This window comes from Streptodolium elevatio, assembly GCF_053592165.1.
On sequence record NZ_JBSFVE010000002.1, the window covers coordinates 343,491 to 369,718 of the forward strand.

Annotated in this window: 29 protein-coding genes; 15 read left to right on the forward strand and 14 right to left on the reverse strand. The window is 71.7% G+C overall.

Annotated elements, in window-relative coordinates; all coding sequences use genetic code 11:
- Window positions 1–28 precede the first annotated feature (28 nt).
- The 4 genes from ACWD12_RS05625 to ACWD12_RS05640 all read right to left on the reverse strand — a co-directional run bounded on the left by ACWD12_RS05625 (window position 29) and on the right by ACWD12_RS05640 (window position 4,529).
- Window positions 29–1,363, reverse strand: a complete 1,335-nt coding sequence (locus ACWD12_RS05625; protein ID WP_450098465.1) for an FUSC family protein — start codon at window positions 1,361–1,363, stop codon at window positions 29–31.
- A 260-nt stretch (window positions 1,364–1,623) separates the two neighbouring features.
- Window positions 1,624–2,049: a hypothetical protein gene (locus tag ACWD12_RS05630; protein WP_450098466.1), complete on the reverse strand. Its 426-nt coding sequence runs from the start codon at window positions 2,047–2,049 to the stop codon at window positions 1,624–1,626.
- Window positions 2,050–2,372: 323 nt separating this feature from the next.
- Window positions 2,373–3,293, reverse strand: a complete 921-nt coding sequence (locus ACWD12_RS05635) for an LLM class F420-dependent oxidoreductase (protein ID WP_450098467.1) — start codon at window positions 3,291–3,293, stop codon at window positions 2,373–2,375.
- Between the two features lie 186 nt (window positions 3,294–3,479).
- Entirely contained in the window at window positions 3,480–4,529 is a 1,050-nt protein-coding gene (locus ACWD12_RS05640) for an NAD(P)/FAD-dependent oxidoreductase (protein WP_450098468.1), read from the reverse strand.
- A 144-nt stretch (window positions 4,530–4,673) separates the two neighbouring features.
- On the opposite strand from ACWD12_RS05640, the gene ACWD12_RS05645 reads away from it, so the two are divergent.
- Both ACWD12_RS05645 and ACWD12_RS05650 read left to right on the forward strand, forming a co-directional pair.
- Window positions 4,674–5,279: a TetR/AcrR family transcriptional regulator gene (locus tag ACWD12_RS05645; RefSeq protein ID WP_358364421.1), complete on the forward strand. Its 606-nt coding sequence runs from the start codon at window positions 4,674–4,676 to the stop codon at window positions 5,277–5,279.
- Window positions 5,266–5,982: a hypothetical protein gene (locus ACWD12_RS05650; protein WP_450098469.1), complete on the forward strand. Its 717-nt coding sequence runs from the start codon at window positions 5,266–5,268 to the stop codon at window positions 5,980–5,982. Before ACWD12_RS05645 ends, ACWD12_RS05650 begins: the two co-directional genes overlap by 14 nt.
- A 19-nt stretch (window positions 5,983–6,001) precedes the next feature.
- Here the strand turns inward: ACWD12_RS05650 and ACWD12_RS05655 are convergent, their stop codons facing one another.
- Both ACWD12_RS05655 and ACWD12_RS05660 read right to left on the reverse strand, forming a co-directional pair.
- A complete protein-coding gene (locus tag ACWD12_RS05655) occupies window positions 6,002–7,054 on the reverse strand; it encodes an EamA family transporter (protein ID WP_450098470.1) in 1,053 nt (350 codons plus the stop codon).
- Window positions 7,055–7,164: 110 nt separating this feature from the next.
- On the reverse strand, window positions 7,165–7,779 hold the full coding sequence (locus ACWD12_RS05660; protein ID WP_358364429.1) for a TetR/AcrR family transcriptional regulator: 615 nt from the start codon (window positions 7,777–7,779) through the stop codon (window positions 7,165–7,167).
- Between the two features lie 270 nt (window positions 7,780–8,049).
- Here ACWD12_RS05660 and hpnH point away from each other — a divergent pair, with 270 nt between their 5' ends.
- The gene (hpnH, locus tag ACWD12_RS05665) at window positions 8,050–9,054 is read left to right on the forward strand and encodes an adenosyl-hopene transferase HpnH (RefSeq protein ID WP_358364431.1); all 1,005 of its coding nucleotides are present in this window, start codon (window positions 8,050–8,052) and stop codon (window positions 9,052–9,054) included.
- Between the two features lie 130 nt (window positions 9,055–9,184).
- On the opposite strand, the gene ACWD12_RS05670 is transcribed toward hpnH, so the two are convergent.
- Window positions 9,185–9,463, reverse strand: a complete 279-nt coding sequence (locus ACWD12_RS05670; RefSeq protein WP_450098471.1) for a hypothetical protein — start codon at window positions 9,461–9,463, stop codon at window positions 9,185–9,187.
- Between the two features lie 102 nt (window positions 9,464–9,565).
- Between ACWD12_RS05670 and ACWD12_RS05675 the strand changes: the two genes are divergently transcribed.
- Window positions 9,566–10,525 (forward strand): helix-turn-helix domain-containing protein, encoded by a 960-nt coding sequence (locus ACWD12_RS05675; protein ID WP_450098472.1) that lies wholly within the window; start codon window positions 9,566–9,568, stop codon window positions 10,523–10,525.
- Between the two features lie 141 nt (window positions 10,526–10,666).
- Window positions 10,667–11,737, forward strand: coding sequence for an adenosine deaminase (gene add / locus ACWD12_RS05680; RefSeq protein WP_450098473.1), 1,071 nt, complete (start codon window positions 10,667–10,669; stop codon window positions 11,735–11,737).
- A gap of 16 nt (window positions 11,738–11,753) precedes the next feature.
- On the opposite strand, the gene ACWD12_RS05685 is transcribed toward add, so the two are convergent.
- Window positions 11,754–12,443 carry a TIGR00266 family protein gene (locus ACWD12_RS05685; protein ID WP_358349747.1) on the reverse strand — a complete coding sequence of 230 codons (690 nt, stop codon included), beginning with the start codon at window positions 12,441–12,443 and terminating at the stop codon, window positions 11,754–11,756.
- A 193-nt stretch (window positions 12,444–12,636) separates the two neighbouring features.
- Between ACWD12_RS05685 and ACWD12_RS05690 the strand changes: the two genes are divergently transcribed.
- The 5 genes from ACWD12_RS05690 to ACWD12_RS05710 all read left to right on the forward strand — a co-directional run bounded on the left by ACWD12_RS05690 (window position 12,637) and on the right by ACWD12_RS05710 (window position 16,304).
- Window positions 12,637–13,416, forward strand: a complete 780-nt coding sequence (locus ACWD12_RS05690; protein WP_450098474.1) for an enoyl-CoA hydratase/isomerase family protein — start codon at window positions 12,637–12,639, stop codon at window positions 13,414–13,416.
- Window positions 13,417–13,425: 9 nt separating this feature from the next.
- Window positions 13,426–14,370, forward strand: a complete 945-nt coding sequence (locus ACWD12_RS05695; protein WP_358349743.1) for an SDR family oxidoreductase — start codon at window positions 13,426–13,428, stop codon at window positions 14,368–14,370.
- Between the two features lie 100 nt (window positions 14,371–14,470).
- A complete protein-coding gene (gene rpmG / locus ACWD12_RS05700; RefSeq protein WP_436772492.1) occupies window positions 14,471–14,635 on the forward strand; it encodes a 50S ribosomal protein L33 in 165 nt (54 codons plus the stop codon).
- Between the two features lie 77 nt (window positions 14,636–14,712).
- Window positions 14,713–14,955 carry a type B 50S ribosomal protein L31 gene (locus tag ACWD12_RS05705; protein ID WP_358349738.1) on the forward strand — a complete coding sequence of 81 codons (243 nt, stop codon included), beginning with the start codon at window positions 14,713–14,715 and terminating at the stop codon, window positions 14,953–14,955.
- Between the two features lie 203 nt (window positions 14,956–15,158).
- Complete coding sequence (locus ACWD12_RS05710) at window positions 15,159–16,304, forward strand: magnesium and cobalt transport protein CorA (protein ID WP_435838986.1); 1,146 nt, start codon at window positions 15,159–15,161, stop codon at window positions 16,302–16,304.
- Window positions 16,305–16,355: 51 nt separating this feature from the next.
- Here ACWD12_RS05710 and ACWD12_RS05715 read toward each other — a convergent pair whose 3' ends face one another.
- Both ACWD12_RS05715 and ACWD12_RS05720 read right to left on the reverse strand, forming a co-directional pair.
- Window positions 16,356–17,117, reverse strand: a complete 762-nt coding sequence (locus ACWD12_RS05715) for a tyrosine-protein phosphatase (protein ID WP_358349735.1) — start codon at window positions 17,115–17,117, stop codon at window positions 16,356–16,358.
- Between the two features lie 54 nt (window positions 17,118–17,171).
- Entirely contained in the window at window positions 17,172–17,744 is a 573-nt protein-coding gene (locus ACWD12_RS05720) for a TIGR03086 family metal-binding protein (RefSeq protein WP_450098475.1), read from the reverse strand.
- Window positions 17,745–18,006: 262 nt separating this feature from the next.
- Between ACWD12_RS05720 and ACWD12_RS05725 the strand changes: the two genes are divergently transcribed.
- A complete protein-coding gene (locus ACWD12_RS05725; RefSeq protein ID WP_450098476.1) occupies window positions 18,007–18,651 on the forward strand; it encodes a vWA domain-containing protein in 645 nt (214 codons plus the stop codon).
- Window positions 18,652–18,796: 145 nt separating this feature from the next.
- Here the strand turns inward: ACWD12_RS05725 and ACWD12_RS05730 are convergent, their stop codons facing one another.
- A complete protein-coding gene (locus ACWD12_RS05730; RefSeq protein ID WP_450098477.1) occupies window positions 18,797–20,275 on the reverse strand; it encodes an MFS transporter in 1,479 nt (492 codons plus the stop codon).
- 193 nt (window positions 20,276–20,468) lie between these two features.
- On the opposite strand from ACWD12_RS05730, the gene ACWD12_RS05735 reads away from it, so the two are divergent.
- Window positions 20,469–21,368, forward strand: coding sequence for a helix-turn-helix domain-containing protein (locus tag ACWD12_RS05735; protein ID WP_450098478.1), 900 nt, complete (start codon window positions 20,469–20,471; stop codon window positions 21,366–21,368).
- On the opposite strand, the gene ACWD12_RS05740 is transcribed toward ACWD12_RS05735, so the two are convergent.
- Together ACWD12_RS05740 and ACWD12_RS05745 are read right to left on the reverse strand one after the other, a co-directional pair.
- Entirely contained in the window at window positions 21,343–22,209 is an 867-nt protein-coding gene (locus ACWD12_RS05740) for a GNAT family N-acetyltransferase (protein WP_450098754.1), read from the reverse strand. The two genes, ACWD12_RS05735 and ACWD12_RS05740, sit on opposite strands and share 26 nt — an antisense overlap.
- A 60-nt stretch (window positions 22,210–22,269) precedes the next feature.
- The gene (locus ACWD12_RS05745) at window positions 22,270–22,485 is read right to left on the reverse strand and encodes a hypothetical protein (RefSeq protein ID WP_450098479.1); all 216 of its coding nucleotides are present in this window, start codon (window positions 22,483–22,485) and stop codon (window positions 22,270–22,272) included.
- A 126-nt stretch (window positions 22,486–22,611) separates the two neighbouring features.
- Between ACWD12_RS05745 and ACWD12_RS05750 the strand changes: the two genes are divergently transcribed.
- The 3 genes from ACWD12_RS05750 to ACWD12_RS05760 all read left to right on the forward strand — a co-directional run bounded on the left by ACWD12_RS05750 (window position 22,612) and on the right by ACWD12_RS05760 (window position 25,635).
- Window positions 22,612–23,844, forward strand: coding sequence for a cytochrome P450 (locus ACWD12_RS05750; RefSeq protein ID WP_450098480.1), 1,233 nt, complete (start codon window positions 22,612–22,614; stop codon window positions 23,842–23,844).
- A gap of 21 nt (window positions 23,845–23,865) precedes the next feature.
- Window positions 23,866–24,804 (forward strand): helix-turn-helix transcriptional regulator, encoded by a 939-nt coding sequence (locus ACWD12_RS05755; RefSeq protein ID WP_450098481.1) that lies wholly within the window; start codon window positions 23,866–23,868, stop codon window positions 24,802–24,804.
- Window positions 24,805–24,885: 81 nt separating this feature from the next.
- Complete coding sequence (locus ACWD12_RS05760; RefSeq protein ID WP_450098482.1) at window positions 24,886–25,635, forward strand: alpha/beta fold hydrolase; 750 nt, start codon at window positions 24,886–24,888, stop codon at window positions 25,633–25,635.
- Between the two features lie 52 nt (window positions 25,636–25,687).
- Here ACWD12_RS05760 and ACWD12_RS05765 read toward each other — a convergent pair whose 3' ends face one another.
- Window positions 25,688–25,888, reverse strand: coding sequence for a hypothetical protein (locus ACWD12_RS05765; RefSeq protein WP_358349715.1), 201 nt, complete (start codon window positions 25,886–25,888; stop codon window positions 25,688–25,690).
- Between the last annotated feature and the right edge of the window lie 340 nt (window positions 25,889–26,228).

Sequence of the window (26,228 nt, forward strand, 5' to 3'; positions counted from 1 at the left end):
ACGTCGCGTCGCCCGCGCCCCGTACCCGTCAGCGCGGCATGTCGCGGGCGGCGGGGCCGCCGGCCGCATAGCGGTCGGCCGAGCTGGTCGTACGCGTGCCCGGACGGTTGTCGGTACGGCTGCCCGAGCGGCCGTCGGACCGGTTGTCCGGGCGGTTGTCGCGGACACGGCGCAGCCGCTTGAGGTGGCGCGCGGCCCGGCTCTTGCTGCGGCGGGTGTGCTTGCTGGCGGCGAGCCGGGGCTCGACGCGTTTGTCGACGTCGAGCTCGTCGAGCATCTGGTCGACGCTGGCGAGCAGGGTCCCGTGCAGCTCCCAGGTGTCGGGCTCGTACTCGGTCTCGGCGCGCAGCAGATTGGCGGCGTGGTCGCGGTCGGCGCGGGCCTCGGAGAGCGCGGTGGCAAGCTGCGTCTCGGCCTCCTCGGCGCGCGCGGTGACCTCGGCGGTGATCATGCGGCCGAAGTTGCCGACGGCGTCGGCGAGATGGCGCAGGAGGTTGTCGAGGGCTTCGGCCACCTCGGCGGGATAGACGTTCTCGTACCGCCCGGACTCCTGGGTGAGGTCGGCTAGGCCGCGGCAGACGGACCGCATGGTCACGGTGCAGTGTTCGAGCGTGTCGAGGCCGCTGCGCAGCACGATCCCGGCGTGCAGGGCGTGCCGCGCCGCGCGCGGGTTGAGGCGCAGGCTCTCCTCGGCCTGGGCCAGGGCGCCGTCGACCTGGACGATGTCGCCGTCGAGGATGCGCGCCTCCTTCAGCCACGCGTCGGCGTGGTCGCGGGACGCTCCGCCGCGGAGTTCCCGGCCCATGCGTTCCAGCAGGTTGCGGAGGCGGTTGCTGAGGTCTTCGATGGCCTCGCCGGCGGGCTGCACGAAGACGGGCGGGGCGTACACGAGGTTGAAGAGCATGCCGACGGCGACGCCGATCAGGGTCTCGCCGACGCGTCCCGCGGCGGTGGAGTGCGCGGCGTGGAGGCTGCCGACGCCGAGCACGAGCATCGCGCTGATCGCCACCTCTTCGACGAACGGGTCGACGCGGAGCAGGTGTCCGGCGACCAGCGACGCGAGGATGAGGCTGCCCAGGCTCCACCAGGTGAGGTCGACGAGTTCCACGAATCCCACGGCGATGAGCACGCCGATCAGGACGCTGAACATCCGGCGGATGCCGGTGGTGAGCGTCGAATACAGCGTGACCTGGACGACGAGCAGCGCGGTGAGCGGCGCGAGCAGCGGCGCGGGGTTGCCGGACAGCCACTGGGCGACGACGAACGCGAGCACGGCGGCGACCGTGCTGCGGAGGGTGCGCACCACGACGGGCTCGTTGCGCCGCTTGACCAGTCCGAGTACAGGTTCGGGAGCAATTGGCATAAAAGGCACCTCCCCGCTCTGCGGACGCCGAACCGGAAATGTCGATCACGCGGAGCAAGCGGGTCATCGAGTGCGGCCGGTCGGCCCGTCAGACCCGCCAGTGCAATCAGGCCGATCAGGCCCGGCGACCGGAACGCCCGGCGTTGGATCCGCCGGCGTTCCGGTTCCCCGGCGGCCCGTCAGTCATTGGAGCGGCGGCGTGTGGTCCACCGGACCATGGCCCCGCCCACCAGAATGAACGCCCCGCCCGCGACGGCCAGTTAGTAGTTGAAGGCGCCCTGGAAACCGAGTTCGGCCGGAGTGAGGTCGACGCCGTCGGGGCCGGTCGCGCAGATGTGCACGTGGTCGGCGTCGACGTCGCCGAGCGCGAAGCCCCACGTCCCGGCCGGGGGCGCGGTGTCGAAGGTGATCGTCGTCGTGGACGGCGTAGCCCCGGCCGCGGTGCGCAGGGCGAGGTACGGGCGCCCGCGCGACCCGCCGTACGCCTGGCCGAACGGCGTCGACGGGTTCAGGAACGCGCTCTGCCCGGACGCGACCGGCGGCGAAGTGCTGTCCGTGGTCACCACCGCGTTCGGCAGGCCGACACCGGGGAACGACAACGAGCCGGTCGGCGCGGGCAACGTCCAGTCGCCGTAGGCTCCGCCCGCCGCGAACGCGGGTGCGGCGACGAGCGGAACGGCCGTCATGGCGACTACGGACGCCACGGAGAGGCGGAGTGTCCATGGCAGTGCAGAGGAAGGCACGCGCATACGACCGGGTCCCAGTCATCTCATCGGATGTGTCCTGATGAGGCAACCCGCCGCGGCGCATCCCGAATCGGGCCGGCCCCGGCATCACCCGCACGCCGAGGAGAAATTCGCCCGAACGGGCCAGCCGCACAAGGGCGTCGGCCGTCGCGGACCGATCCCGGTCGGCGGTGACCGGTCCACCGTCGGCGCTCGGCGGTAGCCGGTCCCCCACTAGCGCCCGAGCGCCGACGGCCGACCGCAGCCGCTCCGACCCCGCCGTCTCAGCCGAGCAGCGCGGGTGCCAGGCGGCGCCACTCCTCCCGGGGCAGCCCGGTCGCACCCGGCGCGGCCGGGAGGATGTGGACCGCGACCTGGTCCGCGCCCGCCGCGAGGTGCTCGTGCACGCGCGCGGCCACCGTGTCCTCGTCGCCCCACGCCACGATCGCGTCGACCAGCCGGTCGCTGCCGCCGTCGGCCAGGTCCTCGTCGGTGAAGCCGAGGCGCTTGAGGCTGTTCCGGTAGTTCGCGAGCCCGAGGTACAGGCCCATGGCCTCACGCGCGATGCCGCGCGCGGTCGCCGGGTCGGCCTCCAGGATGACCTTCTGCTCGGGCGCCAGGTAGGGGTCGTCGCCCAGCAGGGCACGCGCCTCGGCGGTGTGCGCGGGCGTCGTGAAGTACGGGTGCGCCCCCGCGCTGCGCTCGGCGGCCAGGCGCAGCATCTTCGGGCCGAGCGCGGCGAGCACCCGGCGGTCCTCGCCGATGCCGGCGGCGTCCAGCGCGTCGAGGTACGCCCGCATGGCGGCCAGCGGGGGCACGAACTCCTCCCCTTCCTGCCGCATGAACTCCTCGTGGCTGACGCCCAGTCCGAGGATGAAGCGGTCGGGGTCGGTCTTGTCCAGCGCGGCAAGCCCGGCGAGGGTGTCCTCGATCGGGAACATGCGGATGTTGAGGATGCCGGACGCGAACGTGAGGCGCGACGTGGCCGCAAGCACCTTCTCGGCGTTCTCGAACAGGTGGCCGGGGAACGCGCCGCCGATCCACAGCGTGGCGTAGCCCAGTTCCTCCGCCTCGGCCGCCGCGCCGGCCACGTCGGGTTCCGCGCCGAAGCGGTCGAAGCGCTCCCACAGGCCGATCTGCCCCGCGTGCTGCGCTGCCGCCGCGCCCTCCGACGTGTTGCCGGCCGTGTTGTCCGCCATGCTCATCCCGCCTCCCGATCAATGTGCCGAACGTCCGCGAGGCTACTCGGAGCCGGTGAACAGGATCGGAACGCATCCGCCCCCGCTCCCCGGATTTCGCTCCGCGGAGCTCGCATCCCGGATCCCGCATCCCGGATCTCGCGTCGGCTCGAAAGCCGCGCAACTCGGCCGGCCCCCGGTGCCGCCCCGCCGTCACTCCGCGAACATCTGCGCCCGCCCGATCGACGCGGCCGCCTCGCCGCCTGCCGCCACCGAACTCAGCACGCTCTGGCCCAGCGGGACGATCAGGTCGCCCGCCGCGTACAGCCCCGGGATGTTGGTGCGCCGCTCCCCGTCCACCGTCACGAAGCCGCCCTTGTCGACCGCGAGCCCCAGGGTCTCGGCGAGCCGCGACACCAACGGCACCGGCTTCTGCTCAAGATGCCAGACGAGCGTCTGGCGGTCGACGGTGCGCCCGTCGTCGAGTTCGACCGTGTGCAGCGATCCGTGCCGGTGCCGCAGGCCGGTCACACGCGCCTCGATGAGCTCGTTGCCCGCCGCCTTGTACGCGGCCCGCACCTCGTCGATCCGCGGCATGTCCGGCGGCACGATGCCGAGGATGTCGCCGGACCACGCCCGGAACGCCCTGGCCGTCATGATCGCGTGGTCCGGGTCATGGGCGACGATCCCCCAGGTGCGGTCCCGGTTCTCCCAGCCGACGCAGAACGGGCAGTGGATGACGCTCTGCGCCCAGCACTCGGCGAAGCCCGGGATGTCCGGGTGCTCGTCCACGACGCCGGTGGCGAGGATGACGTCGCGCGCCCACAGCGTGCCGCGTCGCGTGCCCGGCCGGTCCCCGACCTCACCCGCGATTCGGTCCGCCGCGCCGGGCTGAGCGATCTCGACGAGGAAGCCGCCCCCGGGGTCCACCGACACGTCGGTGACGTCCGCCTCGCGGCGTACCGCCAGGCCGTAGCGGTCGAGATCCGTCCAGGCGGCACTGCGCACTTCGGCAGGCGTGCTCGTGTCGAGGCCGATGAGGCCGTGGGCACCGTGGGAGGCGGCGTTGCGCGGCGGCGCGGCCGACTCGACGACGACGCTGCGCTGCATCATCCGCGTCGCGGCGATCGCGGCACTGAGGCCCGCCGGGCCCCCGCCGATGATCGCGATGTCGTAGTGCGCTTCCGGCTTCGACTGATTCGCCTGCTCCGGCTGATTCGGGTGTTCCGACTGCTTCGGCCGCTCCGGCCTGGGAGTCGTCATGGTGCTCTCCTTCGTCTGCCGCGCCCGACGTATGACCGCTGGTCATTCAACTGACCAAGAGTCATACTAATGACTGACGGTCATTCGTCAACCGCCGGGCGGCCCGTGGCATGCTCGGTCGCACCGCAGTTCCGAAGGAGTCCCGTGAGTCCCAGCAACGAGCCGGCCGTCAACTCCGGCCGCTTCCAACCGCCGGATGTCCGCCGCCGCCAGATACTGACCGCGGTGGCCGACCTGCTGCTGGAGACCGGCCACGACGCACTCACCATCAGCCGCGTCGCCGACCGCGCGGGGGTCGCCAAGGGCACGGTCTACCTCTACTTCGACTCGAAGCAGGCGCTGATCTCCGCACTCCAGGCCGAGGTCTGGGACCGCATGCTGGAGAAGCCCGCCTCGCTGCTCGACGACCCGACGGTCGGGTGGGCGGAGCGCCTGGACACGCTGGTCGCGGAGTGGGTGCACACCGAGTTGCGGCACCGGCAGCTCTACCACGTGCTGTTCCACGAGCTGGGCGGCGGAGCGGAGCCGCTGGGTGGAGCCCGCGACCTCCTGCTGCGGCTGCTGCGCGGCGGCACGGAGGCCGGCGAGTTCACGGTCGGCGATCCGGATCTGACCGTCGATTTCCTGCTGCACGCGTACGTCGGACCGTGCCACCATGCGGTCGACCCCGAGGCGAGCGAGGAGCGCGTCAGATCGGGTGTCCAGGCCCTTTTCCGCCGCGTCGTCGGAGCCGCCGATGTCCGAACATGAGATAGAAGACCTGGTTGCGGAATCGATCCGCGTCCTCGACCGCGACAGCGCGCCGGACGACCCGCGCGTCAGGGACTGGTTCGTCGCGCTGTACCGATTCCAGGCGGAGTACGACTGCTCGTTCACCCATTTCCGGGTGATGGACTCGCTGCTGCGCCGCGGGTACACGTACCGCTTCCCGCTCGACCGGCACCCCGACTACGCCGCCCGGCGCGCCTACTTCGACGCGTTGGCGGAGTTCACCGCGTTGCGGACGTCCGACGAGGACGCGCCCGACTTCGGCGGCTACGGCTCCTGGCTCGAAGACGGCTACGTCGACCCGCCGTCCCTCTACTGCGACGCGGGCACCGAGCTGTGGCGGCGCATGGTGGACGCCGGAGCACTAAACGGCCGCGACGCCGTCCCGCCGCACCGGACCCCGCTGATCGACGTCGTCCGCGAGGTCGCGGTCGCCGCCGAAGCGCACGAGGGGGACCACGAACTCATAGGCATGTGGTACGCGTTCGGCTGCGGGACGCTGCTCGGCGGCCCGGTAGGCTGCCCCTACGACGTCGACGAGGTCGCCGCGATGCCGTCCGTGCGAGACCTGCGGGACGTGGTGCGGCGTACCGGCGCCCTTGCGGTAGCCGAGCAGTCGCCCTACGCACTCCCCGTGGAGTTCGCGGACGACCAGGACCTCGAAGCCTGGTGGTGGAAGCTCTAGCCCTCGAAGGCGGCGGTGCTCAGGGCTGCGGCGGCAGGCCCCCGGTCAGTTCCTCGACCGGAACCGCGCCGGGCCCGGCACCGTGCCCGTGCCCGTCCCCGCAGCCCGCTCCCCGGCCGGCGCTTCCGTCCGGATCTCGACCCAGCGCACTGTCGCCCGCGTTGTCACCTGTCCTGTCGCCCGTCTTGTCCGCGGACTTGCCCGCCGGCGCCTCGGACGTCTGGCTGATCGTCACCCCGGCGCTCGCCGCGACGACGAGCAGGATGCCGGCCACCTGCACGATCCCCAGCGTCTGGCTCAGGACGACCAGCCCGGCCAGCGCCGCCACCGCCGGCTCCAGACTGGCGAGCAGCCCGAACGTCGCCGCCGAGAGCCGCTTCATCGCCAGCATCTCGCACGAGTACGGCACCACGGACGACATCAGCGCGACCACCAGCCCGAAGCCCAGCGCCCCCGGTTTGACCAGCGCGGTCCCGGCCCCGACGATGCCGAACGGCAGCACCAGCACGGCGGCGACCGCCATCGCGAGCGCCAGCCCGTCCACGCCCTTGAAGGTCCGCGCGGTCTTGGTGGCGATCACGATGTACGCCGCCCAAAAGGCGGCCGCCGCGAAGACGAACGCGACACCCACGCCGTCCAGGCCCGAGAACCCGCCCTCGCCCAGCATGAGTACGCCGACCGCGGCGAGCACGATCCAGAACATGTCGCGCAGCCGCCGCGACAACACCACCGCGAGGCCGAGCGGGCCCAGGAACTCCAGCGTCACCGCGGGACCGAGCGGGAGGCGGGCGATCGCCTCGTAGAAGCACAGGTTCATGCCGCCGAGCGCCACGCCGAGGCCTACGACGGTGCCGAGGTCGGCGCGCGAGCGGCCGCGTACCTTGGGCCGGATCACCACGAGCATGACGATCGCGGCGATGACCAGGCGCAGCGTGACCGCACCCTCGGGGCCGACCCGCGGGAACAGCTTGGCCGCGAAGGCCGCGCCGAACTGGATCGATCCCGCGCCGACCAGCACAAGCAGAACGGCTTGGCCGTTGGTACGCGGATTCAGCAGGGCGCGGGATGTCATGGCTATGACGGTACGTGCCGATCCGTGAATGGTCTGCACCACCCCGTGCGACGTATGACGCCAAGCGTACGCACGCCGCGCGTTCCGGCCTTCCGCACCAATGCGACGGCCTATCCCTTGCCGCTGCGCAGCCCCGCCAGCACCCGGTCCACGACCGCCCCCGCCTCGCGCCGCGCGACCTCCGGGTCCTCTGCCCGTGCGGTGTAGAGGCTGGCCTCGGAGATGAGCGCCGCGAGCAGCCGGGCGAGCGGGGCGACCGGCAGTTCGTCGATCTCGCCGTTGGCCATGGCCTTGCGGAGCCACTCCGCGAGCAGTCCGTGGCCGTGTTCGGCGACCAGCGTGTCCCAGACGTCCTGGCCCAGCACGGCCGGCCCGTCGATGAGCACGATGCGCTGGAAGTCCCCGGTCGTGCACACGTCCAGGAACGACTGGAAGCCGTGTCGCAACTGGTCCCACGGCTCGTCCGGCCGCTCCTGCGCGTGCCGGAGCTCGTGGGTGACCAGCGCCTCGGCGGCCTCCGCGGCGACGCTGTCCATCACCGCGCGGAACAGTGCCTTCTTGTCCCGGAAGTGGTGATAGAGCGCTCCGCGCGTCACGCGTGCGCGGGCGACGATCTCCTCGGTACCGGTGGCGGTGTAGCCGCGCTCGGCGAACAGTTCGCGGGCGGCGGTCACGAGCGCGTCGCGGGTGTCGGCGACGTGCTGGGCCCGACGGGTGACTGACATACAACGCTCCCGAGACATACAGACTGCATCGCCCCAAGCCTGACATGCGGATGGCACGCTGTGACCTGCGGTGGATCACGAAATACCCGCGAGTGGGAACAGCACGCGCCTGGCAAGGGTTTTGGCGATTTTGCGAAAGGTTGGACCCGAGGTGTGACACACGTACAACGGGTTCGAGACATACACCCTGTATGTTGATGTTGACAGCAACCGGTGAGTGTCGGGCATCCACGCGGGCCCGGACTGTGCCGAAAGGGGCGAGGAACAACTATGGGTCTGCCGCTGAACCTGGCCGCGAAGATCGGTACGCATCTCGTCAAGCAGAAGATCAAGCGCAACGACAAGTTCACGATGATCGTGGAGATCGAGCCGCTGTTCGCGTGCAACCTGAAGTGCGGTGGCTGCGGCAAGATCCAGCAGCCACACGACGTCCTCAAGAAGCGCATGCCCGTCGAGCAGGTCGTCGCCGCCGTCGAGGAATGCGGCGCGCCGATGGTCTCCCTCGCGGGCGGCGAGCCGCTGATGCACAAGGACATCGACAAGATCGTCGAGGCGCTGCTCAGCCGCAAGAAGTTCGTGGTGCTGTGCACCAACGCGGTGCTGCTGCCCAAGCACCTGCACAAGTTCAAGCCGAACCGCAACTTCGCCTGGATGGTGCACCTCGACGGCCTCGAGGAGCGCCACGACGCGGCGGTGGCCAAAGAAGGCGTGTTCAAGGAGGCGGTCGCGGCCATCAAGATGGCCAAGGACGCCGGCTTCCAGGTCTTCACCAACAGCACGTTCTTCAACACCGACTCGCCGGAGTCGGTGCGCGAGGTGCTCGACTACCTCAACGACGACCTCAAGGTCGACCGCATGCAGATCTCGCCCGGTTACGCGTACGAGAAGGCGCCGATCCAGCACCGCTTCCTCGGCGTCGAGCAGACCCGTGCGATGTTCCGCGAGGCGTTCGCCGACGGCAAGCGCAAGAAGTGGCGGCTCAACCACTCCGCGCTGTTCCTGGACTTCCTTGAGGGCAAGCGGGAGTTCGAGTGCACGCCTTGGGCGATCCCGTCCTACTCGCTGCTCGGCTGGCAGCAGCCGTGCTACCTGATGGGCGACGGGTACGTCGAGACGTACAAGGAGCTCATCGAGACCACCGAGTGGGACAACTTCGGGCGCGGCAAGGACCCGCGCTGCGACAACTGCATGGCCCACTGCGGGTACGAGCCGACGGCGGTCCTGGCCACCATGGGCTCGCTCAAGGAGAGCCTGCGCGCGGTCGTCAGCGGCTGACACCGAGTCGGCCCGACGGGCGGACCGGGGCAGGAGCGCCCGTACGTACGCACGAAGCCGCCGAGGTCCGCGGTCCCTCCCCGGTGCGGGAGGGACCGCGGACCTCGGCGGCGTTTTCGGCGGGTACGGGTCACACGAGGGTGCCGTGCTCGTCGCGGTCCCGGGTGACCGCGACGAACTCGACCTGGCGGGAGCCGAAGGCGCGACGGGCGAGGACGCCCTTGCCGCCGCCGCGGGCCGACACTCTGGGCTCGGCCGTGTCGGGCGTATCTGAGGGCATGTACCGGGGACCGTGTCCGGACTGCCAGTCGCGCCCGTCGCGGCTGTCGGCGATGCGGCCGCTTGCCGCGAGGTAGCCCAGGAGGGCGAGGAGGGCGGGGGCTCCGAGGAGGATCATCGTCGTCGTCATGTGTCCAGACTGCCGTCGGCGAGCCGACGGCACGAGTGGCAGGACTGCCATCTTCTGACAAGATACTGCCATTCGCTCGATTGTTCTGGCAGAGTGTCCGACATGCTGCAAAACGTCGTCACCGTGGCCGTTCCCGGCGTGCATCCCTTCGAACTCGGCGTCGCCTGCGAGGTCTTCGGCATCGACCGGAGCGACCACGGGCTGCCGGTCTACGACTTCGCCGTGGCATCCGCCGAGCCCGGCAGTGTCGCGACGGCGAGCGGCTTCTCGATCCTGGTCGAGCACGGGCTCGAACGCATCGCGGCCGCCGACCTGGTGGTGGTTCCGGCGTCCGGCCTGCGCGCCGACGACGACCCCGAGTCGGAGGGGCTGCTCCAGGCGCTGCGCGACGCCGTGGACCGCGGGGCGCGCGTGCTCAGCATGTGCTCGGGCGCGTTCATGCTCGGGGAGGCCGGGCTGCTCGACGGGCGTCGCTGCACCACCCATTGGATGTACGCCGAGCGGCTGGCGCGCAGGCATCCGGCCGCCGAGGTCCTTCCGGACGTCCTCTACGTCGAGGACCGCGGGGTGGTGACCGGGGCCGGCACCGCGGCCGGGATCGACGCCTGCCTGCACATCGTGCGGCAGGAGAACGGCAGCAGGGTGGCCAACACCATCGCCCGACGCATGGTCGTGCCGCCGCACCGCGAGGGCGGCCAGGCGCAGTACGTCGCGCGCCCGCTCGCCGCCCCCGACTGCAGCCAGATGCAGGCGACGCTCGACTGGCTCCAGGACAACCTGGGCAACGACGTGACGATCGAGCAGATGGCGGCGTATGCGCACATGTCGCAGCGCACCTTCGCCCGCAAGTTCCAGCAGGAGACGGGCACGACGCCGTACGAGTGGCTGGTGGCCCAGCGGGTGCTGGCGGCGCAGGAGCTGCTGGAGGAGACCGAGATGACGGTCGACTCGGTGGCCGCCCACACCGGCTTCGGCAGCGCGGCGACGCTGCGGCACCACTTCCTCAAGCGCCGCGGCGCGACCCCGCAGGCGTACCGGCGGCTCTTCCGCGGCGCGGCCTGAGGTCCCCCGGAGCCGTACGACGCCACGCGCGGCAGCCGGAGGCCGCGCTGCACGTCGGCACGGCCAGAGGCCGCGCGGCACCGTCGGCACGCGGCGTGATCGAATGGTCGGAACGCTCGACACAGCACGGGAGAAGACCGCGTGACCGTCCCCGCACCCAGCCCCACCGCCGACACCGCAGCCCCCGCCACGGCGCCGTCCGCGTCCGACGCCTTCATCGCCGGCCTGCCCAAGGTCGAGCTGCACGTGCACCTGGAGGGCTCGCTGCTGCCCGAAACACTGCTGACGCTCGCCCGAAAGCACCGCCTCGACAGCATCCCGCAGACCGTCGAGGCCATCGAAGCGTGGTACGCCTTCAAGGACTTCCCGCACTTCATCCAGGTCTACGTCAAGGCCCTCGAAGGCCTGCGCGACGAGGAGGACTTCGCCCTGCTCGCCGCCGTGACCGGCCGCGCGCTCTCCGCCCAGAACGTCCGGTACGCCGAGGTCCACGTCAGCCTGCAGAGCCACCTCGTGCGCGGCATCCCCGCGGAGGTGGTCTTCGCCGGGATCGAGGCCGGCCGTGTCGAGGCCGAGCGCGAGACCGGCATCCGGCTGCGCTGGATCCCCGACTTCGCGGGCCAGTTCGGCGCCGAGGCAGGTGAACTCACCCTGGACGCGGTGCTCGCCCACGGCCCCGCAAGCGTGGTCGGCTTCGGCGTCGGCGGCATCGAGGTCGAACGGGACCCGTTCGAGGCGGTGTTCGCCCGGGCCCGCGCGGCCGGTCTCAAGAGCCTCCCGCACGCGGGCGAAGTCGAGGGTCCCGACCGCGTGTGGTCCGCGATCCGCGCGCTCAAGGCCGAGCGCATCGGGCACGGTATCCGGAGCATGGACGACCCTGAGCTGGTGGCGTACCTGCGCGACACGCAGCTCCCGCTCGACGTCTCCCCCACTTCCAACCTGCGCACCGCGGCGGTCGCGCGGCCCGAGGACCACCCCCTGCCGCGCATGATCGCCGAGGGCCTGATGGTCACCCTCAACTCGGACGACCCGCCGATGTTCGGCACGACGCTGCTCGGCGAGTACCGCTTCGCCCGCGAGCTCGGCCTCTCCACCGGCACCCTCGCCGACCTCGCCCGCAACGGCGTCCGCGCGTCGTACCTCGATGCCGGCGACAAATCCGCGCTGCTCGCCGAGATCGACGCCTACGCGTCCGCCTGCGACCAGGGCTGAGCCCCGCGGCCTCCCGCTACGCGCGTGAGCCGGGCATGTTGGCGGTGAGGTAGGAGATCAGGCCGCTCGGGTTGCGGGACTGGGCCAGGACGCGGCCCGGGCCGGTGAAGTCGAAGACGAAGCCTTCGCCGGACTTCATGCTCTGGATCGACCGGCCCTGGACCGCGCGGCGGATCTGGAAGGTGATCGTGGGGGCGTAGGCGACGACGTGCCCGGTGTCGACGACCACCTGCTCGCCGGGCTCCAGGTCGATGACGTCGAGGGCGCCGAAGCAGCTCGCGATGACGACGCCCTGCCCGGACGCCTCGACGAGGAAGCCGCCCTCGCCGCCGAAGAGGTTGCGGGCGCCGCCCCACTTGGTGTCGATCGTGACGCCGGCGGAGTTGGCGAGCCAGCACCCCTTGGTCAGCAGGAAGCGGTCCTGCCCCGGCTCCAGGTCGATGGTGATCGCGTCGCCCGGGAGGTTCGCCGCGACGTCGACCCAGCCGCCCTGCGGGGGCGCGGTGAAGGTGGTCTGGTACAGCGACTCGCCACCCAGCACACTGCGTTTCAGGCCGCGCATCAGGCCGCCTTCGATCTTGGCGTCGATCGAGACCCCCGCGCTGTGCGCGAGCATCGCACCGCTCTCGGCGCGCATCTGCTCGCCGCCGGCGAGCACGCACCGGGCGACGGTGAACGAGGGGTTGTGGCGCAGCTGGACCTTCATGAGGGCTCCCGTCCGACGCGGTATCTGCCTCCAGGATCGGTGATTCGCAACACTCCCGCCGGGTGCCACACGCCTCTTTCCCGGGCATCCGCCGAACGGGCCACCCGCCCTGCCCTCGAAACCGCTGCCCCGTTGGTATATGCAGGTCAAGTGACACATCGTCAGATCCACGCCGAGCACCGACGGAGGCCAAGTGGCGGACAAAGTCCTGCTTGAGTACGACGGCCCGATCGCCACGATCACCAACAACAATCCGGACAAGCACAACGCGTTCGACGACGACATGGACCAGCTGCTGTGGCAGATCCTGGCCGAGTTGCGGGCGCGTACGGATGTGCGGGCGGTGATCTGGCGGGCCGAGGGCAAGTCGTTCTCGTCCGGCCGAGACGTGGGGGCCATCGGCGGCGGCCAGGTCACCATGACCCACCACGAGCTGATGACCCGCGGGCACCGCGGCGTGCAGCAGATGTTCGACCTGGACGCGCCGATCCTGGTGGCGTGCAAGGGCTGGTCGATCGGCGCGTCGTTCCAGCGCGCGCTGCTCGCCGACATCCGGGTGGCCGCCGAGGGCGCCCGGTTCATGCTGCCGGAGACCACGCACGGCGTCATCCCGGACACCGGCGGCGTCGGCCGGCTGTTCCAGATCTGCGGCCACGGGGTGGCCTCCGACCTGGTGCTGACCGGGCGTCCGATGGACACCTCCGAGGCGTACGCGCACGGCGTCGTGTCCCGTGTGGTGCCCGCGGACCAACTGGACGCGACCGTGCGCGAGATGGCCGAGAAGATCGCCGCGGCCCCGTTCGCGACCGTCAAGACCGCGCGCCGGGTGATCAAGCACCTCGCCGAGCCGGAGGTCCGCAGCTCGATGGCCGAGGAGCTGATCGCCCAGACGTACCTGAGCCGTTCCGACGACCTGGCGGAGTTCCGCGCCGCGCGCGCCGAGAACCGACCGCCGAACTTCACGGGAAGCTGAGCCGCCCACATGACCGAGAACCCCTCGCAGGCCGACACGCAGGCCGAGCAAAGCCAGAACCAGAGCGACGGCACCGGCCCGTATCAGGGCCTGCCGGAGCCCGCGCCGCTGGGTGCCAGCGCGCTGCCGCAGGGCACCTACGACGGGACCGTGGTGTTCGTCACCGGCGGCGGCACCGGCCTGGGCAAGGCGATCGCGAGCGAGTACGCCCGCCTGGGCGCGGACATCGTGGTGGCCAGCCGCAAGGACGACCACCTCAAGTCCGCCCGCGAAGGGCTGGAAGGCCTCGGCGGCCGGGTCGCGACGGTGACCTGCGACATCCGCGACCCCGAGCAGATCGCGGCGGCGTTCGACGCCGCCGAGTCGCACTTCGGGCTGCCGCACATCCTGATCAACAACGCCGCCGCGAACTTCCCCGTCCCGGCCGAGGACATGTCGCCCAACGCGTGGCGCACCGTCGTCGACATCACCCTCAACGGCACCTACTTCTGCGCCCGCGAGTTCGCCCGCCGGCACCTCGCGGTCGGCACGCCCGGCTCGATCGTCAACATCGGCGCCTCCTACGCCTGGACCGGCGGCCCCGGCTTCGCACACAGCGCCGCCGCCAAGGCCGGCGTCAAGAACATGGTTGAGACCCTCGCCGTCGAGTGGGGCCCGTACGGCATCCAGATCAACGGCCTCGTCCCCGGCCTCTTCCCGCACACCGACATGACCGCCGACATCCGCGGCAACGTCGATCGCGAACACGACAAGGACCCCCTCCAGCCCGCACTGCGGGTCGGCCGGGTCCGTGAGCTGGGTTGGGCGGCGACGTTCCTCACGTCGCCGTACGCCCGGTTCATCTCCGGCCACACGCTCGTCGTCGACGGCGCCAACTGGCAGCGCCGGGCGCTGCTCAACCCGCCGGTGGTCACCGTCCGCGACCAGATGGGGAAGGGGCCGTTCGAGCTCTGACCTGCGGCGATGCCCGGGTGGAATATTGGCGGACGGAAATCGTTCTCACTCATGTGCCGCGGTCGGAATCGCGGCGCCGAGAGAAACGAGGAGGCCCCCGATGGCACGAAGCGACCTGCGCCCCGTGGTGAAACTGCGCTCGACGGCAGGCACCGGCCAGACGTACGTGACGCGCAAGAGCCGCCGGAACGATCCGGACCGGCTGGAGCTGCGCAAGTACGACCCGGTAGCCCGGCGTCACGTGGTGTTCCGCGAGGAGCGCTGACCCGCCGAACGCACCCGCTGCCCGCACGGCCGCAGCCGGTGCCCATCAGCCGCACAACTGCCGCACAGGAGGCTCCCATGCGTTCCGCCATCCACCCCGAGTACCGCGAGATCGTGTTCCGCGACAAGTCCGCGGACTTCGCGTTCCTGACGCGCTCCACCCTCGACAGCGAGAAGACCGTCGAGTGGACCGACGGCAAGACCTACCCGGTCGTCGACGTCGACATCTCCGCCGCCAGCCACCCGTTCTGGACCGGCAAGGGCCGCGTCCTGGACACGGCTGGCCGGATCGAGCAGTTCAACCGCCGTTACGGCGGCTGAGGCACCCCGGACCGTCGGGGCGCCCGGATCCGCGGGCGGTAAATCCGCGAAAAATCCGTGGCAAAAGGGACAATAGTTGGGGCCGACCGCTCTTCGCGGTCGGCCCCGACGCCGTTCCCGGCGCGCGAACCCCGGAGGCCCCGCCCGATGGACCAGAACCGATGAGCGACGACCGATGAACAACGACCGATGAGCGGCACCCGATGAGCGACCGGCGCCGTTCCTATCTGCGCGGCCGCAGGCACACGTCCCCGAGCGACCCGCGCGAGGCGGCACCCGAGCAGTCGATGGACCCGCGCCCGGTCGATCCGCCTTCGGCCCCCGTCGAGAACAGCCTCATCGACAGCGCGCTGTACGTCGACGGCCACCGCGTCGCGTCCCCGGCCACACTCGGCGAGACGTACCGGAGCCTGCACGACCGCCCCGGCGCCATGGCGTGGATCGGGCTTTACCGTCCCGCCGAGGACCAACTGCTTTCCGCCGCCGAGGAGTTCGGGCTGCACGAACTCGCCGTGGAGGACGCGATCGTCGCACACCAGCGCCCCAAGCTGGAGCGCTACGGCGACACCCTGTTCGCCGTCCTGCGCGCCGCGCGCTACCTCGACGACGTCGAGGAGGTCGACTTCGGCGAGCTGCACGTCTTCATGGGTCGCAACTTCGTGCTGACCGTGCGGCACGCGGAGGCGCCGGACCTGGCCGCCGTACGCCGCTGGGTCGAGGAGCGCCCCGACCTGCTGCGGCTGGGCCCCGAGGCGGTGCTGTACGCGATCCTCGACACCGTCGTCGACGAGTACGCGCCCGTGGTGGCCGGACTCCAGCACGACATCGACGAGATCGAGACCGAGGTCTTCCTCGGCGAGCCCAACGTCTCCCGCCGCATCTACGAACTCGGCCGCGAGGTCATCGAGTTCCAGCGCGCGGGCCGCCCGCTGCTGGGCATCCTGCGCGACCTGTCGCTCGGCTTCGAGAAGTACTCCGTGGACGACGAACTGCGGCGCTACCTCCGCGACGTCGAGGACCACGCCACCACCGTCGTGGAACGCGTCGACGGATTCCGCCAGATGCTGCAGAACATCATGTCCGTCAACGCCACCCTCGTGACGCAGAAGCAGAACGAGGAGATGAAGCAGCTGACCCAGGTGAGCCTCGCCCAGAACGAAGAGGTCAAGAAGATCTCGGCGTGGGCGGCCATCCTGTTCGCCCCGACCCTCATCGGGACCATCTACGGCATGAACTTCACCGAGATGCCGGAGCTCACCTGGGTCGCCGGCTACCCGTTCGCGATCGGGCTGATGGCCCTGGTCTGCGTCACCCTGTACGTCGTGTTCAAGCGCCGCGACTGGCTCTGACCCGCACCCGGCCGGGGCGCTGACGCGAGACGGCCCTCCCGGCACCGGCAACTACTCGGCGGCCACCAGGTATTGCGCCCGCAGCGCCGCCACGAGCGCGTCGTCCACCCCGAGCTGCGCCTCGGCATAGCCGCGCAGCGAGCCGTACTCCGCCTCGGCCCACGCCAGGAACCCCCGCATCAGCCCCGCCGGGGCCTGCCCGTAGCCCGGCCAGGTGAGCTCGCGCCCCGGCGGGACCCACGTGTACCAGTCGGCGACGAGCCGCTCGGTGGCGAGCCCGGTGAGCGCGAAGTCGGCGACGATCACCTCGTCCTCGACACCCAGGAGGGTCAGGACCAGGGCCGCGATGATGCCGGTGCGGTCCTTGCCGGAAGCGCAGTGGAACACGGCAGGGCCGCCGGGCGCCGCGAGCACGTCGAGCGCGCCGCGGATCTCTTTGACGCCGTCGAGCGCGACCTCGACGTACTTCTCGGTGAGGAACGGCTCGACGTCGACGTCCGGACCCAGGGCCGCCTGGTCGTACGGCCGGTGCTCGATGCTCAGGTTGTGGTAGCCGAGGCCGTCCCGCTCGGGGACGCGGCCGCGCTTGGCGATCTCCCAGGGGTAGCGCAGGTCGACGACGGTTCTGATGCCGAGCGCGAGGAACCGCTCCCGGTCCGCGCGGGCGTCGTCGCCGTGGAGCTTGCCGAGCGAATCCGACCGGTAGAGCCGCCCCCACGCCACGACGCGGCCGTCGACAGCCGGGTATCCGCCCAGGTCGCGGAAGTTGTGGAGGCGGTCGAAGGACACATGGCGCTGCGGATTCGTCGGCATCATCGCATGCTACGTGTCACCCGGGGCCGCCACGCGGCCCCAGGTGTCCACCGGTCAGTTCCCGGACGTCCAGGCGGGGTCGCGGCCGGAGTCGCCGAGCAGGCGCGTGAAGTCGTCGGCGTCGGCAGGCACGGAACAGGGCTCGCCGAACACCCCCATCTTCCGCGCGGTCGGGCCCATGGTGGCCAGCAGGTCGGCCAGTTCCGCCACTGTGGCGGGGGCCGGCTCGTACGGTTGCCCGGTCGCGCGGGCGAGGTCCCAGGCGTGCACGGTCAGGTCGAGCAGCGCCATCTGCCCCACGGTGCGCGTCGGCAGGCCCATCCCGGGGGACACGCCCTCTTCGCTGTCGGGTGCCGCCCAGGCGTCGATGAGGCGCCCCGCCTCGGCGGCGAACGCGTCGCGCCACGCGCCGTGCAGATAGTCGGGTGCCTTCGCCCAGTCCGGCTGCTCCTTGGCCGCCAGCGCTTGGAAGTTCACGACGACCTGGTACAGGTGGTTGGCCAGGTCTCCGACGGTGAAGTCGGCGCAGGGCGTGGGCGCGGCCAGGAGGTCGTCGGGAACTCCCCGGACCACGGGGACGGCGCGCTCGGCGGCGGCCGCGAGGAGATCGGTGATGCGCTGGGTCATGAGGCCCACGTTATGCGTCGGCCCGGCGGGGCTCTTGAAGAAACGCGACACCGGCGAGCGCCGGCCCACGGGAGGCCCAGGAGCGGCGGGACGGGGCGGCGGAGCCGGAAACGGGCGGGAAGGCGTGGCGAACGGGCAGGAATTGCCGAGCGGCACGGGCGGGGGCGATGGAGGATGGTGGCAGGAGCCGCGCGCACGACAAGTGCGGGAACGAGTGCGGGAAGTGGTGCGGAAATGCGGAAACCGAGGAGGCGCCGACAACATGACCGACCCTGACCTGCGGCACATAGCGGTCGTCCTGGACCGTTCGGGATCGATGCAGAGTGTCAAGGAGGACACCGAGGGCGGGCTCAAGGCCTTCTTGGAGGACCAGCGCGACGTCGAGGCGCGGACGACGGTCTCGCTCTACCAGTTCGACGACCGCTACGAAGTCGTCTACGAGAACAAGTTGGTGACCGAGGTCCCCGACTTCTCGCTCCGCCCGCGCGGAATGACGGCGCTGCTGGACGCGGTCGGCCGGACCATCGCGAAGGTCGGCGAGGACCTCGCGGCGCTGCCCGACGCCCGGCGCCCCGGTGAGGTGGTCATGGTGATCCTCACCGACGGACTCGAGAACGCCTCGTCGGAGTACTCGCTGTCCCGGGTGCGCGAGATGATCACGCACCAGCAGGACCGCTACGGCTGGGTGTTCGTGTTCCTCGGCGCCGACCAGGACGCCTTCGCGGCGGCGGGCGGCATGGGCATCGCGGCCGACCAGGCGCTGAGCTACAGCAGCAAGAAGACCCGCCAGACGTTCCAGTCGGCGAGTTCGATGCTGCGCCGGGCCCGGCAGGCGCCGGCCCCGGCCGCGGGCGGCTCCGCGTACTCCTTCTCCGACGACGAGCGCGTCCAGAGCAGCGACGACTGACAGCACGCCGTCCGCGGTCGTTGTCCGCGGACAAGCGGTCGTCGACCGCGGACAAAGAAGGAGAGGGAGGGAGAGGGCGCACAGCGGCCCTCTCCCTCCCTCCTTCCCGGCGCTGCCGGACGCCGCCGCCCGCTCGAACCGCCGGTCAGCGCGCCCCGGCCCGCCCGCGGCGGATCAGGACGAACGCCACCAGCAGCGCACCGGCCAGCACGATCGCGGCGTCCACCAGCACGCCCGCGCTGATGCCGGACAGCAGCGCGTCGGCCTCGGAGTGGGAGCCGGACTGCGACTCCATGCGGGCGGTCACGACCGAGCTGATGACCGGGATCCCCATCGCGAGGGCGACCTGCTGGGTCATCGACGCGAGGCCGGTGACGAGGCCCTGCTCGTCGTCCGCGACCCCCGAGGTGCTCGTGACCATGAAGCCGACGATGGCGAACAGGTGGCCGACGCCGCCGAGCGACAGGGCGGCCAGCACCAGGGCGAGCTGCCCGCGCGAGTCGCCGACGTTGAACAGTGCCGCGGTCGTGACGCCTTGCAGCACCAGGCCGACGACCAGCGCCGCCGCACTTCCGATGCGGGCGATCACGCGCGGCGCGAGGACGCCGCCGAGGAAGCAGGCGACACCGACGACACCGAACGCGAGGCCGGTCTGCAACGCCGAGTATCCGAGCACCTGCTGCAGGTACAGCGTCATGACGTAGACGAGCGCGGACTCCATCGTGAAGGTGACCAGACCGCCGACGTTGCCCCAGCTGACGGTACGCCGACGCAGCAGCCGCACCGACGCGAGCGGTGCTTCCGCGTGCAGTTCGACGAACCAGAACACGACCAGGAGCGCCGCGCCCGCGGCGAGCATCGCGAGCGCGACCGTGTCGCCCCAGCCTTCCTCCCCCGCGCGGGTGATGCCGTACACCAGGGCCAGCAGGCCGCCCGCGGCGGTGACCGCACCGGGTACGTCGAGCCGCGTCGTACCGGCCGCCCGGCTCTCGGCGATGACGGCGGGGGTCGCCAGGATGACGGCCGCCGCGATCGGCACGTTGACGAGGAAGGCCCAGCGCCAGCTGAGCGTGTCGGTCAGCAGGCCCCCGAACACCGCGCCCGCGGTGAACCCGGAGGCCAGCAGGGCGCCGTTCAGACCGAGCGCCCGGTCGCGCAGCGGCCCCTCCGGGAAGGACGTGGTCAGCAGCGACAGCGCGGCGGGGGTGGCCATCGCGGTGGCCAGGCCCTGGATCACCCGGCCGACCAGCAGAACGCCCGGCGTCGGTGCGAGTCCGCCGACCAGCGAGCCGACGATCAGCAGCGCCATGCCGGCCATGAACATGCGCCGTCGGCCGACGAGGTCCGCCACCCGGCCGAAGACCAGCGTGAACCCGGCGGCGGCGAGCGCGAACGACGTCGCCACCCACTGGAGGTCGGCGAGCCGGAACCCGAGGCCGTCGCCCAGTTTCGGCAGCGCCACGTTGAGGATCGAGAAGTCGACGGCCAGCATGAACTGCGAGCCGAGCAGCAGGACGAGGATCATCCGCTGGCGCGGCGTCATCTTGGGTGCCGCGTCGCCGGTGCGTACGGGTGGCCCGGCGTGCGGCGCGCTTTCGGAACCTGTTTCCAGGGTGGTGGACATCGTGGGGTGCCTCTCGGGGACGGTGGTGCCGGCCGTGCTGCCTGCTTACGCCGAGAAGGGTTCCGCGGCCGCCGGGACGTACCCAGCCCTCTGCCGGACGTAGGCCCGCGGAGCATGGTTTTGCGAATCCTGGTACTGACAGGGACACCCTCGCGGCTGGCCGCGACCCGCCGCTCCGGCGATGCTGGGCGGCATGGAACGACGCGATGACCTGGGAGAATTCCTGCGCAGCCGACGCGCGAGGCTGCGACCCGAGGACGCGGGGCTGACCGCGTACGGCGCGCGCCGACGCGTACCGGGCCTGCGCCGGGAGGAGTTGGCCCAGCTCGCCGGCGTCAGTGCCGCGTACTACACGCGGCTCGAACAGGGCCAGAGCGGCAACGCCTCGGACGCCGTGCTCGACGCGCTCGCGCGCGTCCTGCGCCTGGACGCGGACGAGCACGCACACCTGCGCAACCTCGCCCGCCCGCGGCAGGCCCGGCGCCGCAACGCCGCGAAACACGAGAAGGTACGCGCGCCGCTGCGCCGCCTCGTGCACGCGATCGACGAGGTGCCGACCATCCTGGTCGGCCGGTTCGGACACATCCTCGCCTGGAACCGCCTGGGGCACGCGCTGCTCGCGCCGCACTACGACTTCGCGGCGACCGACCGGCCCGCGGACCGGCCGAACTGCGCCCGGCTGGTGTTCCTCGACGCGCACACGCGCGCCCTCTACCCCGACTGGGCCTCGAAGGCGAGCGACAACGTCGCGTACCTGCGGGTCGCGGCCGGGCAGTACCCCGACGACCCGCAGCTCACCGAGCTGGTCGGCGAACTCACGCTCAAGAGCCGGGAGTTCGCGGAGATGTGGGCCGCGCATCCGGTGCGCGGCAAGCGCCACGGCACCCAGCGCCTGGAACACCCGCTGGTCGGGGCCATGTCACTGGAGTACGAGTCGCTGCACCTACCCGACGACTCGTGTGTGCTGTCCACGTTCACCGCGGAACCCGGTTCGCCGTCCGAGTCCGCGCTGATGCTGCTTGCCGGCCTGACGCTGCCGACACGTTCGCAGACCGCGTCGGCTTCCGTCACATCGGCCGGGGACCCGCGCTGACCGCGTGCTCCACGACCGGCCCGAGCGGCCGGAAGCCGAGCGCGCGGTACACCGGCTCGCCCTGCCCGGACGCCTGGAGCACCGCGACGGGACAACCGAGTTCGGCGGCGGTGCGCACCGCCGCGCGGGACATCGTGCCGCCGTACCCGCGCCTGCGGTGGGCGGCCAGGGTCGCGACGTTGTAGATGCCCGCGACGTCGGCGTGGCCGAACACCTCGGCCGCCGCGACCGGACGTCCATTCGCATAGCCGACGAGGTAGCGCGACGCGCTGTCGGGCGCAAGCGCGGTGGCCGCGGTCGCCGCGAAGAACTCGGTGACGGTCGCCGCCTCCGGCGTCCAGTTGGCGGCGAGGACGGCCGCGAAGTCGGCGAGTCCCGCGGCGTCCGCGGCGGTCCTGACCTCCAGTTCGGGGGCCCGGGCCGCGGCGCCTCCGCGGCTTTCGTCCGAGGCGGAGGGTGTTGCGGACACGGCGGCGCCGTCGGCGTCGACGCCGGTGGCGAGGGCCGGTTGCTCGGCGACCTCGGCCGGCACCGCCCACATGGCGAGCCCTTGTTCCGCGCAGGGGGCACCGGCCGCTTCCAGGCGGCGCGACAGGTCGTCCGGTCCGGACGCGGGGCCGATCCACCAGGAGAACGGGCGGCCGACCCGGCGCAGGTGCCGCAGCGTGTCGGCGATCCGCAGGTCCGCGTTGCGCGGCGCGAAGCGGGCGTGGGCCACGATGTTGAAGGTGTCGTCGTCGAGGCCGCTGTCCGCGACGGTCACGTCGGGCGTCTCGGTGACGGTCATGTGCCGGGTGCGTCTGTGCAGGTGGCAGGCATGTTCGGTGAGATTGAGCTCCATGCGCAGGGCGAGGTCGGCGGCATCCACACCTCCATGATCACACCCGGGGGTCGGGCGCGGTCAGGACACGCGCTTGAGGTATCCGTCGGGGGCCAGCAACGAGCCGTACTCGCTGTCGTAGCGGTCGACGTCCTGCCCTGGGGACAATTGCCGCTGCCACGAGATGGGCTGCCGGTAGTGGCCGATCACGTAGCCGCCGGCCGGCGCGTAGCGCCATCCGGGGACGACCGCGTCGTAGTAGGTGTCCAGGAACTGCCGGAGGCGTATCTGCGGCACCTCACGGGGGAGCCCGCGTCCCTCGCCTTCTCTCCCTCGACCCTTCGCCCCGGCCCCCTCCCTGCTGCTCTCCCTCCCTCGGCGCCGAAACGGTACGGTCTCCTGACGACTTTGTGAGGGGGCTCCATGCGCAAGCCCGCACCCGCCGCGTTGGCCGGTGTCGACCTGACCGACCTCGACGTCTTCGCGGCGGACTTCCCGCACGACCTGTTCGCGGTACACCGCCGCGAGGCGCCGGTGTGGTGGCACGAGCCGACCGCGCACACGCCGGACGGCGTCGGGTTCTGGTCGGTGGCGACGTACGCCGAGACGCTGGAGGTGCTGCGGGACGCCGAGACCTACTCGTCCGAGCACGGCGGCACGATGCTCGCCGACTCCCCCGCCAGCGGCCTGGTGCTGAACATGCTGGACGACCCCCGGCACAACAGGATCCGGCGGCTGGTGAACAAGGGCCTGACGCCGCGCATGGTGGCGCTGCTCGGCGACGACCTGCTGCGCCGCACCCGGGCCCTCTTCGCCGCGGTGCCCGAGGGCGAGCCGGTCGACTTCCTGGCCGCGGTCGCCGGCGAACTGCCGATGCAGACGATCTGTTCGATGCTCGGCGTGCCGGAGGAGGACCGGCACGAACTGTTCGGCTACATCGAGCACCTCTTCGACCACCGCGAGGGCCGCGACGCCGAGAAGGCCGCGGCACAGAAGGCGATGTTCGCGTACGGCGCCGCCCTCATCGCGGAGAAGCGCGAGCGGCCCACCGAGGACATGCTCTCGCTCGTCGTGCACGCCGAACTCGCCGACGTGGATCCGCCGCGCCTGACGCAGGTGGAGCTGCACATGTTCTTCAATCTGTTGTTCGCCGCCGGTGCGGAGACGACCCGCAACGCGGTCGCGGGCGGCGTCCGGGCGCTGGTCCGGAACCCGGAGCAGTTCGCCGCGCTGCGCGCCGCACCGGACCGGCTCATGGGCAGCGCGGTCGAGGAGATCATGCGCTGGACCTCGCCGTCGCCGTCGAAGCGGCGGACCGCGACCCGCGACACCGTGCTCGGCGGCGCGGCGGTCGCGAAGGGCGACAAGGTGCTGGTGTGGGAGGGCTCGGCCAACCGTGACGCGGGAGCGTTCGCCGACGCCGACCGCTTCGACATCGGCCGTGACCCGAACCCGCACCTGGCGTTCGGCCAGGGGGTGCACTACTGCCTCGGCGCGAACCTCGCCCGGCTGGAGACACGGACGGTGCTGCGGGCGCTGGTGGACACCTTCGGCACGGTCGAGGCGGCCGGACCGGTGGAGTGGACGCGCAGCAATCGGCACACGGGAATCAGGCGCCTTCCGCTGGTGTTCGGCGACAGACGTCGAGACTCCTGAGAATTCCGGGGAACCACCTGCATGAACCACAAAGCCGAATTGGGAGAGTTCCTGCGCTCGCGACGGGCGCGGCTGGGGCCGGAGGAGGCCGGGCTGCGGACGTACGGCGAGCGCCGCCGCGTCCCCGGCCTGCGGCGCGAGGAGCTGGCACAGCTCGCGGGGGTGAGCGCGGACTACTACGTGCGGTTCGAGCAGGGCCGCACCGGCAACGTGTCGCACGAGATCGTCGAGGCCGTCGCGGGGGCGCTACGGCTCGGCGGCGACGAGCGGGAGCACCTGCACCGCCTCGTCCAGGCGGCTCAGGGGGCGAGCACGCGGCGATCGCCCGCATTGGGGTCGGCCGCGCAGGGGTCGGCCGCTCCGGCGGACGCGTACGCGGTGCCGCAGGAGGTGCGGCCCGGCCTGCGGCGGTTGCTGGAGTCGATGCCGCACACGCCCGCGTTCATCGCGGGGTGGCGCACCGAGATCCTGGCGTGGAACCCGCTGTTCGCGGCGCTGGTGGTGGATCCGGGCGCGCGGCCCCCGGCGGACCGCAGCAAGGCGCGCCTGGTGTTCCTGGACGCCGAGGTGCGGGGCGGCCGGTTCGTGAACTGGGAGGCGAAGGCGCGCGACACCGTGGCGTACCTGCGTCTGGCGGCGGGCCGCCACCCCGGCGACCCGGCGTTCGCCGCGTTGATCGGCGAACTGGGCGAGGGCAGTGCGGACTTCCGGCGGCTGTGGGCCGAGCACGAGGTTCGGGACAAGACGCACGGCGGCTACCACGTGCGACATCCGGAGCTGGGCGTGTTCACGCTCGCGTACGAGTCCTTCCGGGTGGCGGACGACGCGGACCAACTGCTGATCACCTACACCGCCGAGGCGGGCTCGCCGTCCGAGGCGGGGCTGCGCATTCTGGCCGAGCAGACGGAAAGCGCGGGATCCGACCGGTACCTGACAGAAGGTGTCAGGTACCGGGCATAGCGTCGCCCTTGTCAGCAGGGCCGCGATCGGCGGCTCTCGCACAGAGGCCCGCCTCCGCAGGGCCCGGCAAGGAGATGCAGCATGGCGACAATCGTTCTGATCCCCGGATTCTGGCTCGGCGCGTGGGCGTGGGACCGGGTCGCCGAACCGCTGCGGGCGGCGGGGCACGACGTGGTGCCGGTCACCTTGCCGGGACTGGCCGAGCGCGTCGGCGAAGGCCCCGCGGGCATCGACCAGGACGCGCACGTCCAGGCGGTCGTCGACCTGCTGGAGAAGGACGACCTGCGCGATGTGGTGCTGGTCGGGCACAGCGGCGGCGGCATCACCGCGTACGGCGCCCTGGACCGTGTCCCGGACCGGGTCGCGCGGATCGTGTTCGTCGACAGCGGTCCGCTCGCCGACGGCACGGCGCAGATCGACACGGCGGAGCCGGAGGAGCAGGAGGGCATCCGGCGGCAGGTCGCGGAGTCGGGCGGGGTCGCGATCCCGGTGCCGCCGTTCGACGCGCAGGCGGACCCGGTGAACCTCGCGGGGCTGTCGGACGCGGACCTGGCGCTGCTGCGCGAGCGCGGTACGCCGCAGCCGTGGGGTGTCGCGACGGGCCCGCTGCGGCTGACCGACCCGGCGCGGTACGACGTCCCGAGCCACCTGGTCGCCTCGACGTTCCCGCAGGAGGTCGTCGAGCAGATGACGGCCGCCGGCCACCCGTTCTTCGCGGAGTTCGCCGCGGCGCGTACCCGGACGGTGCACGCGGTGCCGACGGGGCATTGGCCGATGTTCTCCGAGCCGGTGCGGCTCGCCGAGGTGCTCGACGGCATCGCGCGGAGCTGAGGGCCGCGGGCGGGCCGGCGGGATCGGCCGAGGCGGCCGAGGTCGTACGGGGTCAGGAGCGGGCCAGGCGCAGCAGCCGGGCGCGCTCCTCCTCGACGATCTGCTGGGCGCGCCGGACGACTTCCTCCGTGAGGCCGTCGGGTACTTCGCCATGGGTGCGGTAGCGCTGGAGCTCGCGGGGGCGGACGCCGGTGATGTCGTACGCCTTGAGCGCGGCCAGGCGTATCGCGTACGCGTCGAGCGTCCGGGTCATCGCCACCTCGTCGGGTCGAACGGGCGCGGCGGCCGGTGGGCCTGCCGTGCTGCCGACGTCTCCGGTGACGGGTCCGCTGTCGGATGCGGGGACGGATGCCCGCACGGGTGTGCTGTCGGTCGCGCCGTCAGGCGCAGTCTCGGACACACCGGCTGATCCGGCTCCGGCGTCGGCGGGGGCTCCCGGTGGGGTGCCCACACTGGTAGGAACGCACGAACCGCCTTCCGCGTTGCCGGATTCCTCGATTTTGTCGATCAATCCGGGAGATTCGCCGACCGGTTCGCCGACTTGTCCGGATTTGCTGCGCTCCGTGCGTGGGCGCGGGACCGCACGGCCCCCG